Annotated in this window: 15 protein-coding genes; 11 read left to right on the forward strand and 4 right to left on the reverse strand. The window is 75.5% G+C overall.

Annotated elements, in window-relative coordinates; all coding sequences use genetic code 11:
- Positions 1-119: 119 nt before the first annotated feature.
- Together AB0H57_RS23100 and AB0H57_RS23105 are read left to right on the forward strand one after the other, a co-directional pair.
- Positions 120-1,145, forward strand: a complete 1,026-nt coding sequence (locus tag AB0H57_RS23100; RefSeq protein ID WP_357509651.1) for a cobalamin biosynthesis protein — start codon at positions 120-122, stop codon at positions 1,143-1,145.
- The gene (locus tag AB0H57_RS23105; RefSeq protein WP_357509653.1) at positions 1,142-2,680 is read left to right on the forward strand and encodes a cobyric acid synthase; all 1,539 of its coding nucleotides are present in this window, start codon (positions 1,142-1,144) and stop codon (positions 2,678-2,680) included. Before AB0H57_RS23100 ends, AB0H57_RS23105 begins: the two co-directional genes overlap by 4 nt.
- 44 nt (positions 2,681-2,724) lie before the next feature.
- Here AB0H57_RS23105 and AB0H57_RS23110 read toward each other — a convergent pair whose 3' ends face one another.
- Positions 2,725-3,126, reverse strand: coding sequence for a rhodanese-like domain-containing protein (locus tag AB0H57_RS23110; RefSeq protein WP_357509763.1), 402 nt, complete (start codon positions 3,124-3,126; stop codon positions 2,725-2,727).
- Between the two features lie 132 nt (positions 3,127-3,258).
- Between AB0H57_RS23110 and AB0H57_RS23115 the strand changes: the two genes are divergently transcribed.
- From AB0H57_RS23115 to AB0H57_RS23130, 4 genes are all read left to right on the forward strand, one after another.
- Positions 3,259-3,906: a hypothetical protein gene (locus AB0H57_RS23115; RefSeq protein WP_357509655.1), complete on the forward strand. Its 648-nt coding sequence runs from the start codon at positions 3,259-3,261 to the stop codon at positions 3,904-3,906.
- Positions 3,907-3,943: 37 nt separating this feature from the next.
- On the forward strand, positions 3,944-5,293 hold the full coding sequence (locus tag AB0H57_RS23120; protein WP_357509765.1) for a dipeptidase: 1,350 nt from the start codon (positions 3,944-3,946) through the stop codon (positions 5,291-5,293).
- A 78-nt stretch (positions 5,294-5,371) separates the two neighbouring features.
- Entirely contained in the window at positions 5,372-5,578 is a 207-nt protein-coding gene (locus AB0H57_RS23125; RefSeq protein ID WP_222955556.1) for a hypothetical protein, read from the forward strand.
- A gap of 144 nt (positions 5,579-5,722) precedes the next feature.
- Positions 5,723-7,318, forward strand: coding sequence for an ATP-dependent DNA ligase (locus AB0H57_RS23130; RefSeq protein ID WP_357509767.1), 1,596 nt, complete (start codon positions 5,723-5,725; stop codon positions 7,316-7,318).
- Between the two features lie 25 nt (positions 7,319-7,343).
- Here AB0H57_RS23130 and AB0H57_RS23135 read toward each other — a convergent pair whose 3' ends face one another.
- The gene (locus tag AB0H57_RS23135; RefSeq protein ID WP_357509657.1) at positions 7,344-8,162 is read right to left on the reverse strand and encodes an SURF1 family protein; all 819 of its coding nucleotides are present in this window, start codon (positions 8,160-8,162) and stop codon (positions 7,344-7,346) included.
- Positions 8,163-8,357: 195 nt separating this feature from the next.
- On the opposite strand from AB0H57_RS23135, the gene AB0H57_RS23140 reads away from it, so the two are divergent.
- A complete protein-coding gene (locus tag AB0H57_RS23140; protein WP_357509659.1) occupies positions 8,358-9,743 on the forward strand; it encodes a cobyrinate a,c-diamide synthase in 1,386 nt (461 codons plus the stop codon).
- Complete coding sequence (locus AB0H57_RS23145) at positions 9,740-10,309, forward strand: GNAT family protein (RefSeq protein WP_357509661.1); 570 nt, start codon at positions 9,740-9,742, stop codon at positions 10,307-10,309. Before AB0H57_RS23140 ends, AB0H57_RS23145 begins: the two co-directional genes overlap by 4 nt.
- A 99-nt stretch (positions 10,310-10,408) precedes the next feature.
- Here the strand turns inward: AB0H57_RS23145 and AB0H57_RS23150 are convergent, their stop codons facing one another.
- Positions 10,409-12,535: a transglycosylase domain-containing protein gene (locus AB0H57_RS23150; protein WP_357509663.1), complete on the reverse strand. Its 2,127-nt coding sequence runs from the start codon at positions 12,533-12,535 to the stop codon at positions 10,409-10,411.
- Between the two features lie 121 nt (positions 12,536-12,656).
- On the opposite strand from AB0H57_RS23150, the gene cobC reads away from it, so the two are divergent.
- From cobC to cobA, 3 genes are read left to right on the forward strand one after another with little or no spacing between them, the layout of a single operon-like run.
- Positions 12,657-13,751 carry an Rv2231c family pyridoxal phosphate-dependent protein CobC gene (cobC, locus tag AB0H57_RS23155; protein ID WP_357509665.1) on the forward strand — a complete coding sequence of 365 codons (1,095 nt, stop codon included), beginning with the start codon at positions 12,657-12,659 and terminating at the stop codon, positions 13,749-13,751.
- Complete coding sequence (gene cobT / locus AB0H57_RS23160; protein ID WP_357509667.1) at positions 13,748-14,818, forward strand: nicotinate-nucleotide--dimethylbenzimidazole phosphoribosyltransferase; 1,071 nt, start codon at positions 13,748-13,750, stop codon at positions 14,816-14,818. Before cobC ends, cobT begins: the two co-directional genes overlap by 4 nt.
- Positions 14,815-16,137 carry a uroporphyrinogen-III C-methyltransferase gene (gene cobA / locus AB0H57_RS23165; RefSeq protein WP_357509668.1) on the forward strand — a complete coding sequence of 441 codons (1,323 nt, stop codon included), beginning with the start codon at positions 14,815-14,817 and terminating at the stop codon, positions 16,135-16,137. The genes cobT and cobA overlap by 4 nt, the downstream gene beginning before the upstream one ends.
- Before the next feature lie 353 nt (positions 16,138-16,490).
- On the opposite strand, the gene otsB is transcribed toward cobA, so the two are convergent.
- The gene (gene otsB / locus AB0H57_RS23170; protein ID WP_357509769.1) at positions 16,491-19,052 is read right to left on the reverse strand and encodes a trehalose-phosphatase; all 2,562 of its coding nucleotides are present in this window, start codon (positions 19,050-19,052) and stop codon (positions 16,491-16,493) included.
- Positions 19,053-19,060 lie beyond the last annotated feature (8 nt).

Raw genomic sequence — 19,060 nt, forward strand, 5'->3', positions numbered from 1 at the left:
CACCGCCGTGATCTGGCACAACTGGCACACCAACCAACCCGTACTCCGCTCACTGACCGCGTACGACCACTGAACCCTTGGAATAGATCGTCTAGGCTGACCGGCCGGAGGTGGTACGGGTGCGGCGGTCGACCGCAGTGGCGAACGCGGCGGGTCTGGTGGCGGGTTACGCCCTCGACGCGTGGCTCGGTGACCCCCGCCGGTGGCATCCGGTGGCCGGCTACGGCCGGGCGGCCGGTGCCCTGGAACGCCGCCTGCACCGGCCCGACCGCACCGCCGGCGCGATGTTCACCGCGCTGGCGGTGGGGGCGCCCGTGCTGGTCGGCGCCGCCGCCACCCTGGCCACCCGCCGCCGGCCACTGGCCCGGGCGCTGCTGACCGCTGGGGCGACCTGGACGGTGCTGGGTGGCCGTACGCTGCGCCGGGAGGCCACCGCGATGGGCGCCGCCCTGCGCGGTGGCGACCTGCCCGCCGCCCGGGACCGGCTCGGCCACCTGTGCGGGCGGGACCCGTCCGCCCTGGACGAGCCGGAACTGGCCCGGGCCACCGTCGAGTCGGTCGCGGAGAACACCTCCGACGCGGTCGTCGCCCCGCTGATCTGGGGTGCCGTCGCCGGCCTGCCGGGGCTGCTGGGTTACCGGGCGGCGAACACGCTGGACGCCATGGTCGGCCACCGCTCGCCCCGGTACGCCCGGTTCGGCACCCCGGCCGCCCGCCTGGACGACCTGCTCAACCTGGTGCCCGCCCGGCTGACCGGGCTGCTCACCGTCGCGGTCGCCCCGGTGGCGCACGGGGACCGGGACCGGGCGTGGCGGGTCTGGCGGCGCGACCGCAACGACCATCCCAGCCCGAACGCCGGCCAGTGCGAGGCGGCGATGGCGGGCGTGCTCGGCGTCCGGCTGGGTGGCCGCAACGTCTACGCCGGGCGGTCCGAGGTGCGCCCGTTCCTCGGTGACGGCCCCCGCCCCGACGCCCGCCACCTGAAGCGAGCGGCCCAGGTCTCCCGGACGGTGGGGCTGGCGGCGCTGGGGCTGGCCGTCGCCGCCTCGCCGGTCGCCGGCCGGCTCGGCGCGGTCGCGGGTCGCGCGGCGACCCGGCTCGGCCGGGCGGCGGCGCCGTCGGCCCGGTGGGGGAGGGCCGGGTGAGCGGCGGGCTGCTGGTCGCCGGCACCACCTCCGACGCGGGCAAGAGCGTGGTGACCGCCGGCATCTGCCGCTGGCTGCACCGTCGCGGTGTGAAGGTGGCCCCGTTCAAGGCGCAGAACATGTCCAACAACTCGGCGGTGGTGGTCGGCGCCGACGGGCGCGGCGGCGAGATCGGGCGGGCCCAGGCCATGCAGGCGGCGGCCTGCGGCCTCGCCCCCGACCTGCGGTTCAACCCGGTGCTGCTCAAGCCCGGCAGCGACCTGTCCAGCCAGGTGGTGCTGCTCGGCGAGGCGGTCGACACGGTCACCGCCGGCAACTTCCGCAGCCTGCGGCCCCGGCTCGCGGCGACCGCCTTCGCCGCGCTGGCGGAGCTGCGGTCCGCGTACGACGTGGTGGTCTGCGAGGGGGCCGGCAGCCCGGCCGAGATCAACCTGCGGGACCACGACTACGTGAACCTGGGCCTGGCCCGGCACGCCGGCCTGCCCACCGTCGTGGTCGGCGACATCGACCGGGGCGGCGTCTTCGCCTCGATGTTCGGCACCGTCGCCCTGCTCGACCCGGCCGACCAGGCGCTGGTCGCCGGCTTCGTGATCAACAAGTTCCGCGGCGACCTCGGCCTGCTGCGCCCGGGGCTGGACATGCTGTGCCAGGTCACCGGCCGGCCCACGTACGGGGTGCTGCCCTGGCACCTGGACCTCTGGCTCGACGCGGAGGACTCGCTCGCCTACGGCCGGGTGCTGGGCCGGCCGGCCGCGCCACGCGGCACCGAGTGGCTGGACGTGGCCGTGGTCCGGCTGCCCAGGATCAGCAACGCCACCGACGTCGAGGCGCTCGCCACCGAGCCGGGCGTCCGGGTCCGGCTGACCGTCGAGCCCGCCGAACTGGCCGCCGCCGACCTCGTCGTCCTGCCCGGTACGAAGTCCACCGTCGCCGACCTGGCCTGGCTCCGGGAGACCGGCCTCGCCGACGCGGTACGGGCCCACGCCGCCGCGGGCCGGCCGCTGCTCGGTATCTGCGGCGGGTTCCAGATGCTCGGCCGGGTCATCCACGACCCGGTGGAGAGCGGGCGGGGCAGCGTCCCCGGGCTGGGGCTGCTCCCCGTCGAGATCACCTTCGACCCGCGCAAGACCGTCCGCCAGGTGGTCGGGTCCGCCGACGGCGAGCCGGTGTGCGGCTACGAGATCCACCACGGGTACGTCTCCGCCGCCGACCCCGGGCTGCCGCCGCTGCTGAAACACGCCGACGGCACCGGCGAGGGGGCCCGGCTCGGCGCGGTGCACGGCACCCACTGGCACGGCGCGTTCGAGTCCGACGGGTTCCGCCGCCGGTTCCTCACCGGCGTGGCCCGGGCGGCCGGCCGGCACGGCTTCCGGGTGGCCCCGGACGTCTCCTTCGCGGCGGCTCGGGAGCGGACCCTCGACCTCCTCGGCGACCTCGTCGAGGAGCACCTCGACACCGACGCGCTCTGGCGGCTGATCGAATCCGGCCCGCCCGCCGGCCTGCCCTTCGTCCCACCCGGCGCCCCGGCCGGCTGACCGCGCACCGGCCCGCCGACCGGGGACCGACTCGGGGCGACTTGTCAGTGGCGGACGTCGGCCGGCGCGTCGGACATCGGCAGCCCGGCCTCCTGCCACGCCTCGACGCCGCCGATCATGTCGGTCGCCGCGCGCAGCCCCAGCACCTGGAGACTCGCCGCCGCGAGGCTGGAGCTGTAGCCCTGCCGGCACACCACCACGATCTCCCGGTCGTATGCGGTGGCCTCGGGGATCCGCCACGCGCTGGCCGGGTCCAGCCGCCACTCCAGCACGGTCCGGTCGATCACGATTGCGCCCGGCAGTTCGCCCTGCTCCCGGCGTTGCGCATCGGTCCGGGTGTCGACCAGCAACGCGCCCGCCCGGACCGCCTCGACGGTCTCTTGCGGGGTCAGTCGGCGCAGCCCGGCGCGGGCCTGCTCCAGCAGGGCGTCGACACCCGGACTCATCACGTCAGGAAGCACCTCCCGATCATCCCTGCAGGCCGCCGGGCGCGCCGGGCAAAACCGGCCCGCCCCGGAGAATCACCCGGAGGTTGGGTGGGCGGTCACCGGACCGTGGCTGGCCGCTAGCGTCGGTGCGTGACGGTGGTCGGGTTCGAGGCGTACGCCGGGCTGGCCCGCCGGGTGCTGGCCGGGCCGGCGCGGTTGGGGCGTACCCGACTGGTGGTGGTCGACGGGCCGAGCGGCGCGGGCAAGAGCGTCTTCGCGACGCGCCTCGCGGACGCCCTCACCGCGACCACCGGCGGGCCGCCGCCGGTGGTCCGCACCGACGACCTGCTGGCCGGCTGGGACGACCAGCTCACCTTCTGGTCCCGGCTGGAGGAGCGCGTGCTGGCCCCGGTGCGGGCCGGCCGGCCCGGTGCCTACCGCCGGTACAGCTGGGTCCGGCGGCGGTTCCTGGACCGGGAGGTGGCGGTGCCGGTCGGGCCGGTGCTGCTGGTGGAGGGGGTGAGCGCGGCCCGGGCCGTGGTGCGGCCCGAGGCGAGCCTGTCGGTCTTCGTCACCGCGCCCGCGCTGCTGCGCCGGGAGCGGGCGCTCACCCGGGACGGGCCGGAGATCCTGCCCGAGTTGCTCCGCTGGCACGCCGGGGAGCGCGCGCACTTCGCCGCCGACGGTACGCCGGCCGCCGTGGACCTGGTGGTCGACGGCGCGCCGGTGCTGCCGCACGACGCCCGGCGCTACTATGCCCGCCGGCTCCGGACCGGCTCCGGCGATGCCCGCCGGTAAGGCCCGGCATACGATGCCGGTCATGACCCCTCCGATCATGTCCGAGTCCGACATCCGGGCCGCCGTCGAGCAGGAACTGCCCGGCGTACGCGCCGACCTCGAGCGCCTCGTCCGCATCCCCGGCATCGCCTTCGAGGGCTTCGACCACTCGCACGTCGAGCGCTCCGCCGAGGCGGTGGCCGAGCTGCTGCGCGGCTGCGACCTCGACGTCAAGGTGGTGCGGCGCGGCGGGCAGCCCGCCGTCATCGGACGGAAGCCAGCCCCGGCCGGCGCGCCGACGGTGCTGCTCTACGCGCACCACGACGTGCAGCCGGTCGGCGACCTGTCGCTGTGGGAGTCGGACCCGTTCGAGCCGGTCGAGCGGGACGGCCGCCTGTACGGCCGCGGCGCGGCCGACGACAAGGCCGGCGTCATGGCGCACGTGGCGGCGCTGCGCGCCTTCGGCGACCAGTTGCCCGTCGGGGTGGTGCTCTTCATCGAGGGCGAGGAGGAGTACGGCTCCGACTCGCTGGAGGCGCTGCTGGCGGAGTTCCGCGACGAGCTGGCCTCGGACGTCATCGTGATCGCCGACTCCGGCAACTGGGACGTCGGCGTGCCGGCGCTGACCACCTCGCTGCGCGGCGTGATCAACTGCTTCGTCGAGGTCCGCACGCTGCGGCACGCGGTGCACAGCGGGATGTTCGGCGGGGCCGTGCCGGACGCGCTGACCGCCCTGTCCCGGCTGCTGGCCACGCTGCACGACGACGCCGGTGACGTGGCGGTCGAGGGGATGGTCGGCCGGGCGGGGGCCGCCGTCGACTACCCGGAGGACCGGTTCCGCGCCGAGGCGGGCGTGGTCGACGGGGTCTCGCTCGTCGGCACCGGCCGGATCACCGACCGGATCTGGACCAAGCCGGCGCTGGCCGTGCTCGGCATCGACGCGCCGGCCACCGGCGAGGCCGCGAACGCCCTGGTCCCGTGGGCCAAGGCCAAGCTGAACGTACGGCTCGCGCCGGGCGACGACCCGAAGCGCGCGTACCAGGCGCTCCGCACCCACCTGGAGCAGCACGCGCCGTGGGGCGCCCAGGTCACGGTGACCTTCGAACACGACGGGGCCCCGTGCGTCATCGACGCCTCCGGGCCGATGTTCGACGCCGCCCGGGCCGCCTTCCGGGAGGCCTGGGACGGCACCGCCCCGGTGGACATCGGCATCGGCGGCTCGATCCCGTTCATCGCCACCTTCCAGGAGCTCTTCCCGCGGGCCGCGATCCTGGTCACCGGCGTGGAGGACCCGCACGCCCAGGCGCACGGGCCGAACGAGAGCCTGCACCTGGGCGAGTTCGCCCGGGTCTGCCTGGCCGAGGCGCTGCTGCTGGCGAAGGTGGCCCGCGTCGGCGTCCCGGCCTGAGGTGTCGAAACCGTAACTTCCCGCCCGGTCGGGAAGTTTGCGGTGTGTCGGACGCAGGGGTGTTATAGCCTTTCGAACATGCGTACGAATGAGGTGATGGTGCGGCTGGAGGCCGCCGTCCGCGCTCTGGGGGACCTGGACGTCTCCGCGTGGCCCGAGGACACGCTCAAGGAACAGCTCGGTGAGCTCTCCGCGGCTCTGGTCGCCATCGACGCGCAGCTGACCCGGGTGGCGGACGAGGTCCGCGCCCGGGGCCTGCGGATCGAGGAGCCGGTCCCCGCCTGAGGCGGCGGGCGGCGGGCCCCGGTCTTGACCGCACCGCCCGGCGCGACCGGCCCAGCTTCCGCCGCACCGCCCGGCGCGACCGGCCCAGCTTCCGCCGTTCCGGTCGGACCGACCGGCCGGGCGGTGCCGGTGCTGGCTGGCAGGATGGTGGACGTGCGGTTTCTCGACCTGGCGGCCACCTCCGCGGCGGTGGGCGCCACCAGCGGCCGGCGGGCCAAGGTGGAGCTGCTCGCCGCCGCCCTGCGCTCACTCGACCCGGGCGAGGTGGCGGCCGGCTCCGGCTGGCTCGCCGGTGAGCTGCGCCAGCGGCAGACCGGCGTCGGCTACGCCGGCCTGCGCGACCTGCCGCCCCCGGCGGCCACCCCGACGCTGACCGTGGCCGGCGTCGACGCCGCCATCGACGAGATCGCGGCGGTCGCGGGCGCCGGCTCGCAGGCCCGCCGGCGCGCGCTGCTGCACCGGCTCTTCGCCGCCGCCACCGCCGACGAGCAGCGGTTGCTGATCGGCCTGTTCAGCGGCGAGCTGCGCCAGGGTGCGCAGGCCGGCCTGCTCGCCGACGCCGTGGCCCGGGCCGCCGAGGTGCCGGTGGCCGCGGTGCGGCGGGCCCTGCTGCTCGCCGGTGACCTGCGCTCGGTGGCGGTCGCGGCGCTGGGCGGCGGCGCCCCCGCGCTGGCCGCCTTCCGGCTCCAGGTCGGCCGCCCGCTCGCCCCGATGCTCGCGCAGAGCGCGCCGTCGGTGGACGAGGCGCTGGCCGCCACCGGCGCTCCCGCGATGGTCGACGTCAAGCTCGACGGCATCCGCATCCAGGTGCACCGGTCCGGGTCGGACATCGCGGTGTTCACCCGCAGCCTGGACGAGATCACCACCCGGGTGCCCGAGGTGGTCGCCGCCGTCCGCGCCCTGCCGGGCCGCGAGCTGGTCCTCGACGGCGAGGCGATCGGACTGGACCCGGCCGGGCGCCCGCTGCCCTTCCAGGAGACCGCCGGCCGGGCCGCCCGGCGCACCACGGCGAGCACCACCGGCCCGGCCGCCGCCGCCCCGGCCACGCTGGCCGCCGCCGGGGCCACCGGTTCGACCGTGCTCACCCCGTACTTCTTCGACCTGCTGCACCTCGACGGACAGGATCTGATCGACCAACCCGGCCGGGAGCGGTGGGCCGCCCTCGCCGGCGCGGTCGACGGGTCGCTGCTGGTCGGCCGGGTCGAGGTCGACGACGCCGAGCAGGCCGGCGCGGCGTTCGCCGCGGCGGTCGACGCCGGCCAGGAGGGCATCGTGGTCAAGGACCCGGCGGCGCCCTACGACGCGGGGCGGCGCGGCTCGGCCTGGGTGAAGGTGAAACCCCGGCACACCCTCGACCTGGTGGTGCTGGCGGTGGAGTGGGGCAGCGGCCGGCGGCGGGGCTGGCTGTCCAATCTCCACCTCGGCGCGCGCGACCCGGCCACCGGCGAGTTCGTGATGCTCGGCAAGACCTTCAAGGGGCTGACCGACGAGGTGCTGCGCTGGCAGACCGAGCGCTTCCTGGCCCTCGCGGTGGAGAGGGGCGACTGGGTGGTGCGAGTGCGCCCCGAGCAGGTGGTCGAGATCGCGTTCGACGGGGTGCAGACCAGCACCCGCTACCCGGGCGGGATGGCGCTGCGCTTCGCCCGGGTGCTGCGCTACCGGCACGACAAGACCGCCGCCGAGGCGGACACCGTCGACACCGTCCGGGCGATCCACGCCGGCCGGGTCGCCGGCGGCTGACCCGCCGGCGGGCGGCCCGTCCCGGTCAGGCGGGCGCAGGTGGCGCCGGCTCGGCGGCCCGGTCCACCGGCGGCTGCGGCCGGTTCAGCCCGGCCCGGCCCCGGGCCTCGCGCCGGGCGGCCCAGCCGTAGCCGATCAGGGTCATCCCGGCGAAGATCCACCACTGGATCACGTAGCCGAAGTTCTGCCAGTTGTTGGTGTGCCCGATCGGGATGGCCTTGAACGTCGGGTCCGCGGCCGGGGTCTGCTCGTCCAGCAGCACGTACGCGCCCCGCACCGGGTACGGCAGCTCCCCGGCGAGCCGGGACACGTCGATCCGCCGGGTCTCCAGCCGGCCGTCCCGCCGGTCGACCGCGCCGCCGCTCTCGCCCGGGTGCACCCGACCGACCACGGTCACCTCCCCGCCCGGGGTGGCCGGCACGGTCGGCTGGGCGATCGCGCCACCCGGCGCGGGTGGGATCCAGCCCCGGTCCACCAGGACGGCCGAGCCGTCGGCGAGCACCAGCGGGGTGAGCACCTCGAAGCCGACCGAGTTGTCCACGGTCCGGCCCCGGACCAGGACCAGGTTGTCGGTGTCGTAGCGGCCGGTGGCGGTGACCTTGGTCCAGTTGACCGCCTCGGCCGGGGCGGGCCCGGCCGTGCCGCGACCGCCGGCCGGGGCGGCCAGCGCGTCGGTCACCGGCACCGGGGTCATCCGCGCCCCGGCGTCGATCTGTTCGTTCACCGCCGTACGCGCGCGGTAACGGTCCAGTTGCCAGTTGCCGAGCAGGACCATCACCGCGGCGGCGACCAGCGCGAGCGCCAGATAGCCCAGCCAGCGGGGGGTCAGGAGGAACCGGTACACAGCACGAGGCTACCCGTATGACCGGCACCACCCGAGCGGTGGCCCGGTGACCCTCAGTCACACCGACCGGACCGCTGGTGCGACGGCCGCCACCGGTCGCACCGGACCGGTATCGTCACGCCGGCGACCGCTCCCGCCGCGCACCGACCGCCACCCGCACCCGCCATCCGCACCCGTCGCACCGAGGAGTCGATGATGACCGCCGTGCCTCGCCTCGTGCTCAGCGCGCCCGCCTCGGGGCACGGCACCACCGCGCTCTCCATCGGCCTGCTCGCCGCGCTCGCCGACCGGGGGCTGACCGGCGCGGGTTTCAAGGTCGGCCCCGACCAGGTCGACGCCGCCTACCTGGGCCTGGCCGCCGGCCGGCCGGGCCGGATCCTCGACGCCCGGCTGACCGGCCCGGACCGGCTCGCCCCGCTCTTCGCGCACGGCGCCGCCGGAGCCGACCTGGCCGTGGTCCAGGGCACCATGGGCCTCTACGACTCGGTCTCCGGCCGCCCCGACGAGGACTCCACCGCCGCCGTCGCGCTCCGGCTGCGCAGCCCGGTCGTCCTGGTCGTGGACGTCGCGGCGATGGGCCAGTCGGTGGCCGCCCTGGTGCACGGCTTCCGGGCGTACGACGAGCAGCTCTGGCTGGGCGGGGTGATCCTCAACCGGGTCGCGTCGCCCCGGCACGAGACGATGCTGCGGGAGGCGCTGGACGACCTGGGCGTGCCGGTCTACGGGGCGCTGCGCCGCCACGAGCTGCCCCCGGTGCTGCCGGCCCGCCGGCACGGGGTGCTCCCGGCGATCGGCGGCGAGGCCGAGGCGGTGCGCGCGGTGCGCCGGCTGGGCGACGCGGTCAGCGCCACCGTCGACCTGGACCGGCTGCTCGGCCTGGCCCGCTCGGCGCCGCCGCTGGCGGTCACCGCCTGGTCGCCCGAGCCGGTGGAGCCGGTCGCCGTCCCCGGTGCGCCCGTCGTCGCGGTCGCCGGGGTCGCCGGCGGCAGCTACAGCCATCCCGAAACGGCCGAGCTGCTCCGCGCCGCCGGGGCCGAGGTGGTCACCGTGGACCCGCTGTGTGACGAGGAACTGCCCGCGGGCACCCGCGCGCTGGTCGTCGGCGCCGGCCTGCCCGAGGCGTACGCGGAGCAACTCTCCGCCAACCGCCGGCTGTGCATCGCGGTGGCCGAGCTGGCGCGCACCGGCCGGCCGGTGCTCGCCGAGGGCACCGGCCTGCTCTGGCTGGCCCGGGAGCTGGACGGGGCGCCGATGTGCGGGGTGCTGGACGCCGCCGGGCACACCCGGGACGGCCTCGTCGTCGGCTACCGCGAGGCCACCGCCTGCACGCCGAGCGTGGTCGCGCCGGCCGGGGCGGTGCTGGTCGGCCACAAGCAGCATGCCGCCGTACTGACCCCGCGGGCCGGGCAGACCCCGGCGTGGAGCTGGGACGGCGGCACGCCGGAGGGGTTCGTCTGGCGCGGGGTGCACGCCTCGCAGCTGAGCCTGCACTGGGCGGCCGCCCCGGAGATCGCCGGCCGGCTGGTCGCCGCGGCCACGGCCGAGCCGGCCGGCGTCGAGGGCGCCGAGGCGACCCGGTGATCGGCCAGGTCGCGGTCCGCCGGTTTCCGACGCTGACCGTCTCCACCCCGCGTACCGAGGTCCGCCGGCACGTGCCGGCGGACGTCGCGGCGGTCCACGAGGTCTTCGCCGACCGGCAGACCCAGCGCTGGCTGCCGCTGGCCGAGCCGACCGGCCGGATCGACGGCCGGGCCTGGTGCACGGACCTGGCCCGGCAGCGCCGGGACAGCGGCGACGGCGACCACTACGCGCTGGTCCGCCGGGAGGACGACCGGGTGGTCGGCTGCCTGTGGACCCGGCGCACCGACTGGGGTGCCCGGCTCACCGAGATCTCCTACGCGGTCGCCCCGCACGCCCGGGGCTTCGGCCTGGCCGCGGAGGCGGTGGACGCGGTGGCCATCGCGCTGCTGCTGGAGCACGGCTTCCACCGGATCGAGCTGCGGGTGGCGCCGGGCAACGTGGCGTCCCGCCGGGTCGCCGAGAAGGCCGGCTTCAGCTACGAGGGGCTGCTGCGCAACGCCGGCTTCGTCCGGGGCGCCCGGGCGGACCTGGAGTTGTGGTCCCTGGTGGCGGCGGACCTGCACTGAGCGGGCGGCCCGGGCGCGACGACGGTCAGGGGGTTCGCGTCCGGACGCGAACCCCCTGACCGGTGCCCGGGCGCACCCCCGGGCGGTCCGGTGCGGTGCTCAGCCGACGATCTGGTCCGACGGCGGGGTGAACTGGCGAACCGGCTGGCCCTTGAGCGCGTCGCGCAGCGTCTGGGCCACCGCGTCGATCGGGATCTGGGACTGCCCGTCACCCACGGCGTTGAACGGGTTGTCCGGGTCGGCGATGAAGCTGGCCGCCGCCAGTTCCGGGGTGTAGCCGACGAACCAGGCGGAGCGGGTGCTGTCCGTGGTACCCGTCTTGCCGGCCACCGGGCGGCCGACCGTGCCCCGGACGCTGTCCGCGGTGGACCAGCCCCCGCAACCGCCCTTGGCCGGGGTGTCGCCGGTCGGGCAGCGGGCGGCGTCGGTGGCGGCCCGCGCCGCGTCCGCGTTCACCACCTGCCGGCAGCGCGGCTTGGCGACCTCCCGCTCGACCCCGCCGGCCGTCCGGTACATGGTCGGCGTGCCGTCCCGGTTCTTGATCGAGTTGACCGGGATGGCCTCGCAGTAGCGCCCGTCGGCGGCGATCGTGCCGTAGGCGTTCGCCATCTCCAGCGGGGTGGCGTCGGAGACGCCCAGGGTGAAGGCGCCCCACTTCTTCGCCTTCTGGGGGGAAGCGTGATCCCGGTCGACGTCGGTGCGCCAGCGCAACCCGAGCTGTTCGGCGAGGCGGACCCCCTTGTCCGCCCCGACCTGCTCCTCCAGCTGCACGAAGTAGGTGTTGACCGACTTGCCGAACCCCGACCACATGGTCTGCACGCCGGTCATCGCGCCGCTGGCGTTGGACGGGGCCCAGCCGTCGTAGACCTTGGACTGGTAGCGGTACGGCGAGTTGTACGTGGTGGAGAGCGGCATGCCCTCATTGAGAGCGGCCAGCATCGGGAACATCTTGAACGTCGACCCGGCCTGGTACCCGGGCAGCGTGCCCCCGCCGAGCAGCGGCGCCACCGTGTTCGGATAGTTCGCCTTGACCTTCGGGTCGGCCTCCGGGTTGGACGTCGGCGGGTTCTCGTCGAGGTCCAGCGAGTACGTCCGGTTCACCGCCATCGCCTTGACCCGGCCGGTGCCCGGCTCGGTGACCACGATGCCGTTGGCGAACGGGCTGCCGTACTGGGCGCCGACGTTCTTCTCGGCCGCCTCCTGGATCTTGGGGTCGATGCTCAGCACGATGTGGTAGCCGCCGCGGCGCAGCTTGTCCATCCGTTCCAGCCGGTTCTCCCCGAACGCGGGCTGCGAACTCCACCAGTTCTTCACGTAGTCGCAGGCGAAGCCCCAGCTGTTGAACTTCTTCGGCACCGAGGCGCAGTCGTTGGCCGGGGTGGTCAGCTTGAGCTGGATGGGTTCGCTCTTCGCCGCCGCCGCCGCGTCCGGGGACATGTAGCCGAGGCGGGTCATGTTGTCGAGCACGTAGTTGCGCCGCCCGGTGGCGTCCTTCTGGTCCGAGGTGATCGGGTCGTACTCGGAGGGGGACTTGACCAGGCCGGCGAGGGTGGCCGCCTCCACCGGGGTGAGGGTGGCCGGGGTCTTGGAGAAGAAGATCTGCGAGGCGGCGTAGATGCCGTACGCGCGGTGCCCGAAGTACGCCGAGTTGAGGTAGCGCTCGAGGATCTGCTCCTTGGTCAGCGACTTCTCGACGTCCAGCGCCATCCGCATCTCCTTGACCTTGCGCAGGCTGGTCTGCTGGGTGGCCTCCTGGACGTCCTTCGGCGTCTTGGCGCTGTCCCGCAGGGCCATCCGGACGTACTGCATGGTCAGCGTGGACGCGCCCTGGGAGACGCCGCTGGAGTGGGCGTTGGCGACGAAGGCCCGGGCGACGCCCTTCGGGTCGACGCCGTGGTGCTGGTAGAAGCGGTTGTCCTCGGCGGCGACGATCGCCTGCTGGATGTTCGGCGACATGTCCCGCAGCTTCGTGTACTGCCGGTACTCCTCGTAGAACATGGTCAGCACGGTCTTGCCGTCGGGCGCGTACAGGTAGGAGGTCTCGGCGGGCAGCGCCTCGCGGAGGATGTCCGTCTTCTGCTCGACGGCGTGCGCGGTGGCCTTGGCGCCGATGCCGGTGACGGCGGCCAACGGATAGAGCGCGGCGGCGACGACGATCCCGGCGATCAGCCCGGCGCGGAGGAGGGGAACGGTTCGACCAGTGGCGGCAAGGGGTCGTTTGCTCACGTCGTCAAGCTATGACATTTCCGATTCGGAAATGAGAAGAATTCATAAACGGACGTGGGGTGACGCGGCGCACGCCGGGATCCGCTGTCCCGGACGACGGCTTCCCGGCAGGATCGCGGACATGCGTGGTGAACTGGTCGATGCCGAGCCCAGGGCGGACCGGGAACGGAACGGGACGACAGGGCCGGAACCGGACCTGACCCACCACGGGGACGCCGAGGTCGCGGCCGGCCTGGTCGACCTCGCGGTCAACGTCCGGCGCGACCCGATGCCGGACTGGCTGGCCGATCCGCTGGTCGCCGCGCTGGGCCAGCTGGCCGCGTACCCGGACCCCCGGCCGGCCCGGGCCGCCGTCGCCGCCCGGCACGACCGTCCCCCGGAAGAGGTACTCCTCACCACCGGCGCGGCCGAGGGTTTCGTGCTGCTCGCCCGGGCGCTGTCCGGGGTGCGCCGGCCGGTGGTGGTGCACCCACAGTTCACCGAGCCGGAGGCGGCGCTGCGGGCCGCCGGGCACCGGGTGGAGCGGTTGCTGCTCGACCCGGCCGACGGCTTCCGGCTGGACCCGGCCCGGGTGCCGGACGACGCCGACCTGGTGATGATCGGCAACCCCACCAACCCGACGTCGGTGCTGCATCCCGCCGCGGACCTGGCCGCGCTGGCCCGCCCCGGCCGGATCCTCGTGGTCGACGAGGCGTTCGCCGACACCGTGCCCGGCGAACCGGAGTCGCTGGCCGGCCGGCGGGAGCTGCCCGGCCTGGTCGTGGTGCGCAGCCTGACCAAGACCTGGGGGCTGGCCGGCCTGCGGATCGGCTACCTGCTCGCGGACGCCGAGCTGGTCGACCGGCTGGCCGCCGGCCAGCCGCTCTGGGCCGTCTCCACCCCGGCGCTCGCCGCCGCCGCGGCCTGCGCGACGCCGGCGGCGGTCGCGGCGGAACGCGCCCTCGCCGACCGGCTCGCGGCCGACCGCGACCACCTGGTGGCCCGCCTGTCGGCCCTGCCCGGGGTACGCGTCGCGGGCCACCCGGCCAGCTCCTTCGTGCTGATCCACCGGCCCGGCGCGGCGGCGGTGCGCGAACGGTTGCGCGAGCGCGGCTGGGCGGTACGCCGGGGCGACACCTTCCCCGGCCTGGGCCCGGACTGGCTGCGGCTGGCCGTCCGTGACCCGGCCACCACCGACGCGTTCGTCCGGACGCTGGCGGAGATCCTGGAGGCATGACAGTGCAGCAGACCGTCGCGGCGATCCGGCCGCTCGACGCCGGCGCCATGGCGGCGGCCCGCGAGCTGCAGGGGCGGCTGACCAAGCCGGCCGGTTCGCTGGGCGCCCTGGAGGAGCTCTCGGTACGCCTCGCCGGGCTGGCCGGCCGCTGCCCGCCGCCGCTGCCCGAGCCCGCGGCGGTGGTCGTCTTCGCCGGCGACCACGGGGTGCACGCCCAGCGGGTCACCCCGTGGCCGCAGGAGGTCACCGCGCAGATGGTGGGCAACTTCCTGGCCGGCGGCGCGGTGGTGAACGCGTTCGCCCGGCAGGCCGGCGCCACGGTCACCGTGGTGGACGTCGGGGTGGCCACCCCGCTGCCCGTCGAGGCGGCCGGCGCCGACGGGCCGCGGCTGATCGCGGCGAAGGTGCGCCCGGGCACCCGGGACATGACGGTCACCGCCGCGCTGACCCGCGACGAGGCGATCACGGCCGTGCGGACCGGGGTCGCGGTCGCCGAGCGGCTGGCCGACGACGGGGCGGGCATCCTGCTCACCGGGGACATGGGCATCGGCAACACCACCCCCGCCGCGGCCCTGGTGGCCGTCTTCACCGGCGCGGACCCCGCGGCGGTCACCGGCCGGGGCACCGGGGTTGACGACGCGACCCACCGCCGCAAGATCGAGGTGGTACGCGCCGCGCTCCGCCGGCACGCCCCGGACCCGGCCGACCCGCTGGGCGCCCTCGCCACGGTCGGCGGCCTGGAACACGCCGCCCTGACCGGGTTCATCCTCGGCGCTGCGGCCCGCCGGGTCCCGGTGCTGCTGGACGGGGTGATCGCGGTCAGCGCGGCGCTCGCCGCGGCGGCCCTCGCCCCGGACGCGGTGGGCGCGATGATCGCCGGCCACCGCTCGGCCGAGCCGGGTGCCGGGGTCGCCCTGCGCCACCTCGGGCTGGACCCGTTGATCGACCTCGGCCTGCGGCTCGGTGAGGGCACCGGTGCTCTGCTGGCACTGCCGGTGGTCACCGGCGCGGTCCGGGTGCTGCACGAGGTCGCCACCTTCGACGCCGCCGGGGTGGCCGAGAAGTGACCGAGCCAGCCGTGGGGCCCGGCGGCGGGAGCCCCAACCCGTACCCGCTCGGGCTGCGCCTGCCCGGCCGCCGGGTGGTGGTGGTCGGTGGGGGAGTGGTCGCCACCCGTCGCGTCCCCGCGCTGCTGGACGCCGGGGCGGACGTGCTGCTCGTCTCGCCGGACCTGACTCCCGCGCTGCGATCGCACGTCGACGCGGGCCGGCTGCGCTGGGCGGCGCGCCGGTTCGTGCCGAGCGACCTGGACGGCGCCTGGCTGGTCCAGGTCGCCGTCGACGACGGGACCGCCGCGGCCGAGGTCAGCGCCGCCGCCGAGGAGCGCCGGATCTTCTGCGTCCGCGCCGACGACCGGACCGCGGCCACGGCGTGGACCCCGGCGGTCACCCGGCACGGCCCGGTCACCGTCGCCGTGCTCGGCGGTGGCGACCCCCGCCGCGCGATGACCGTCCGCGACGCCATCCGCCACCTCCTGAGTGCAACGAAGGGCCCCCTGTTAACGCATTCGGTGGAGGAAGGGGCCGCGGTCAACATCTCGGCCGGCGCGGTCAGCGCGGCGGGGCGGGTGGCGCTGGTGGGTGCGGGGCCGGGCGACCCGGAGCTGATCACCGTCAAGGGCTGGCGGTTGCTCACCGAGGCGGATGTGGTGGTCGCCGACCGGCTGGTGCCCGGGCTGCTCCTGGACGAACTGCGGCCGGACGTCGAGCTGGTGGACGCCTCGAAGATCCCGTACGGCCCGTCCCGCACCCAGCAGGAGATCAACCGGATCCTGGTGGACCGGGCCCTGGCCGGGAGGTTCGTGGTCCGGCTCAAGGGCGGTGACCCGTACGTCTTCGGGCGGGGCGGCGAGGAGCTGCTGGCCTGCGCGGAGGCCGGCGTGCCGGTGACCGTGGTGCCCGGGGTGACCAGCGCGATCGCGGTGCCGGCGGTGGCCGGCGTGCCGGTGACCCACCGGGCGGTGGCGCACGAGTTCACCGTGGTCTCCGGCCACGTCGCGCCCGACTCGCCGGCCTCGCTGGTGCGTTGGGACGCGCTGGCCGGGCTGCGCGGCACGCTGGTCGTCCTGATGGGCCTGAAGAACCTGCCGGCGATCGCGGCGACGCTGGTCGCGCACGGCAGGCCGGCCGGGACCCCGGCCGCGGTGATCCAGGAGGGTACGACCGGCAGCCAGCGCACCCTACGCTCGACGCTGGGCGAGGTCTCCGCCGACGTGGTCGCCGCCGGGCTGCGTCCGCCAGCCATCGTGGTGATCGGGGACGTCGTGGGTGCTCTGGACGGCCCAGACGGCCCAGACGGCTCAGGCCCGGAAGCCCTCGGCCGCTGACGGGGGCCGGCTCTCTCGCCCCTGCGGGCCGGCTTTCGCGCGCGTCCGCGGCGTGGCTCTCTCGCGTGCCGGCCGCCTCTCACCCGCGCCCACACGGGCGGGCCTCTCGCGCGCTGCGGGAAGGCCCTCCCGGGTGGTCCTTCCGCAGCCTTTGCTCTGCTTCAGCCCGGGCAACACCGGGACCCCGAAAGTGTTGCCTCGGCTGAAGCAGAGCAAAGGCTGCAAGAAGGGTCCCGGCGGCCTCCCGGCAGCCTTCCGGCGGCCTCCCGGCGGCCACGGCCCCGCAGGAGACGTGGGGCAGGACGACGGCGGCCCGGGACCGAGGTCCCGGGCCGCCGTGCGCTCGCGTCAGGTCACTGCTTGAGCATGTTGTCCAGCAGCAGGGCGCACCGGATCAGCCCCAGATGGCTGTACGCCTGCGGGTGGTTGCCCAGCCCCCGCTCGGCGAGCGGGTCGTACTGCTCGGGGAGCAGGCCGGTGGGGCCGGCGGTGTCGACCATCTGGGCGAACAGCTCCTCCGCGTCGGTGCGCCGGCCGGTGCGCAGGTACGCCTCGATCAGCCACGCCGTGCAGATGTGGAAGCCGCCCTCCCGGCCGGGCAGGCCGTCGTCCCAGTGGTACCGGTAGACAACCGGGCCGCTGCGCAGGTCCGCCTCGATCTTCAGCACGGTGGAGAGGAAGCGGGGGTCGTCGCCGGCAAGCAGCCCGGACAGGCCGATCCAGAGCGACGAGGCGTCCGACTCGTCGTGCCCGTACGCGACGCTGTACGCCTCCGCCTCGGAGTGCCAACCGTGCTCCAGCACGTTGGCGCCGATCCGGTCGCGCAGCTCCACCCACTCGGGCTGGTCCTCGCCGCCGTGCTGGCGCACCACGTGCAGGGCGCGGTCCACCGTCATCCAGCACATGACCTTCGAGAAGATGTGGTGCCGTGGCGGCAGGCGGGCCTCCCAGATGCCGTGGTCCGGCTCGTGCCAGCGGCGCCGGACCGCCTCGACCATGTTGTCCAGCACCCGCCACTCGTCCTCCCGGACCGAGCCCCGGGCGTCGGCCACCGCGGCGATCAGGTCGGCGATCGGACCGAAGACGTCGAGCTGGAGCTGGTGGTTGGCGAGGTTGCCGACCCGGACCGGACGGGAGCCCGCATAGCCGGGCAGGGTGTCGATGACCGCCTCGGCGCCCAGCTCGTACCCGTCGACCGTGTAGAGCGGGTGCAGCCGCTCGGGGTGCCCGCCGGTGCGCTCGACCACGCCGTCGATCCAGCGCAGCAGGCCCTCGGCCTCCTCGGTCGAGCCCAGGTCGACCAGCGCCCGGGCGGTCATCGCCGCGTCGCGCAGCCAGCAGTACCGGTAGTCCCAGTTGCGGACCCCGCCCAGCTCCTCGGGAAGCGACGTGGTCGCGGCGGCGAGGATCGAGCCGGTCCCCCCGTGCACCAGCCCGCGCAGGGTGAGCGCGCTCCGGGCGACCAGGTCCCGGGCGGTGCCGGGCAGCCGCAGCGTGCCGACCCAGTCCTTCCACGGCTGTTCGGCCGCGGCCTGCCGCTCGTGGATCGGCACCCGGTGGTGCTCCAGGCTCTGCGTGCCGAAGCGCAGCTCCAGCACCACCTGGCCGCCGGCCGCCCGCAGGTCGACCACCGCCTTGGCGGTCTCGTACCCGCCGTCGTTGCCGACCTCCCACTCCACCCCGGGCGAGTAGAGCGCGACCGGTTCGTTGGACCCGAGCACGAGCAGGCCGTCGTCCATCGGCTGGAGCTGCACCGCCACCTGCCCGAACTCGGGCCGCGGCGCGAACTCGACCCGGGCTCGACCGGAACCGGTGAGCACCCGGACCAGCGCCGAGTCGCCGGTGATCACGGCCGGACCGTCGGGGGTGGTCTCCCGGGCCGGCAGGTCCAGCCAGTCGGTGACGGTGAGGCCGGACCAGCGGGTCTCCACGGTCATGGTGCCGTTGCGGTAGCGCTGGCCGAGCGGGATGCCGCCGCGTTCCGGGCCGACGGTGAAGTGCCCGGCCGGGCTGCCGCCGACCAGGTCGGCGAAGATCGCGGCCGAGTCGGGCTTCGGGTGGCAGAGCCAGGTGACCTTGGCCTCGGGGGTCAGCAGCGCCACCGTGCGGCCGTTGGCCAGCATCGAGTGCCGCTCGATCGGTACGGCCCGCTCACCGAAGAGCCAGTGCCGCCGGGTCTCCAGCAGCAGGCCGAGCGCCCGGGCCGCCTCGATCGGCTCGGCCACCCGGTAGTCGGCCTTCGTCTCCCCGGGGCCGATCTTGATGCCGACGTCGGGGCCGTGCAGGTTGCCGAAGGCGTTCTCGTCGGTGACGTCGTCGCCGATGAAGAGCACCGCGCTCGCCGCCAACTGGGTGCGCAGCTGGTCGATGGCGGTGCCCTTGTGGGTGGCCACCACCGACAGCTCGATCACCTCCTTGCCCTGGGTGACGGTGACGTCATCCCAGGTGGCGGGGCCGCTGCGGACCGCGTCGATGGCGGAGGCGGCGACCTGCGGGTCCAGGCCGCGGGTGTGCACGGCGACGCTGGCCGGCTTGCGCTCCAGGCGTACGCCCGGGTGGGCCGCAGCGATCTCGCGCAGCGCGTCGCGCAGCCGGGTGCGGGTCGCGATCAGCTCGGGGGAGAGCCGCTCGACGAAGCCGATGTCGAACTCGGAGCCGTGGCTGCCGACCAGGTGCACCTCGCTGGGCAGCCGGGAGAGCGCGGCCAGGTCACGCAGGGCCCGCCCGGAGACCACCGCGACGGTGGTCTGCGGCAGCGAGGCCAGCGCCCGGACCGCCGCGACGGACTCGGGCAGCGGTACGGCCTTGCTCGGGTCCTCGACGATCGGGGCGAGGGTGCCGTCGTAGTCGCAGGCGATCAGCAGTTGGGGAACCCGGGCGATCCGCCCGATGGCGGCGCGTAGCTCGGGATCCATCACTCCGG

It is taken from the genome of Micromonospora sp. NPDC050686, assembly GCF_040654475.1.
In the GTDB taxonomy this organism is placed as follows: Bacteria; Actinomycetota; Actinomycetes; order Mycobacteriales; family Micromonosporaceae; genus Micromonospora.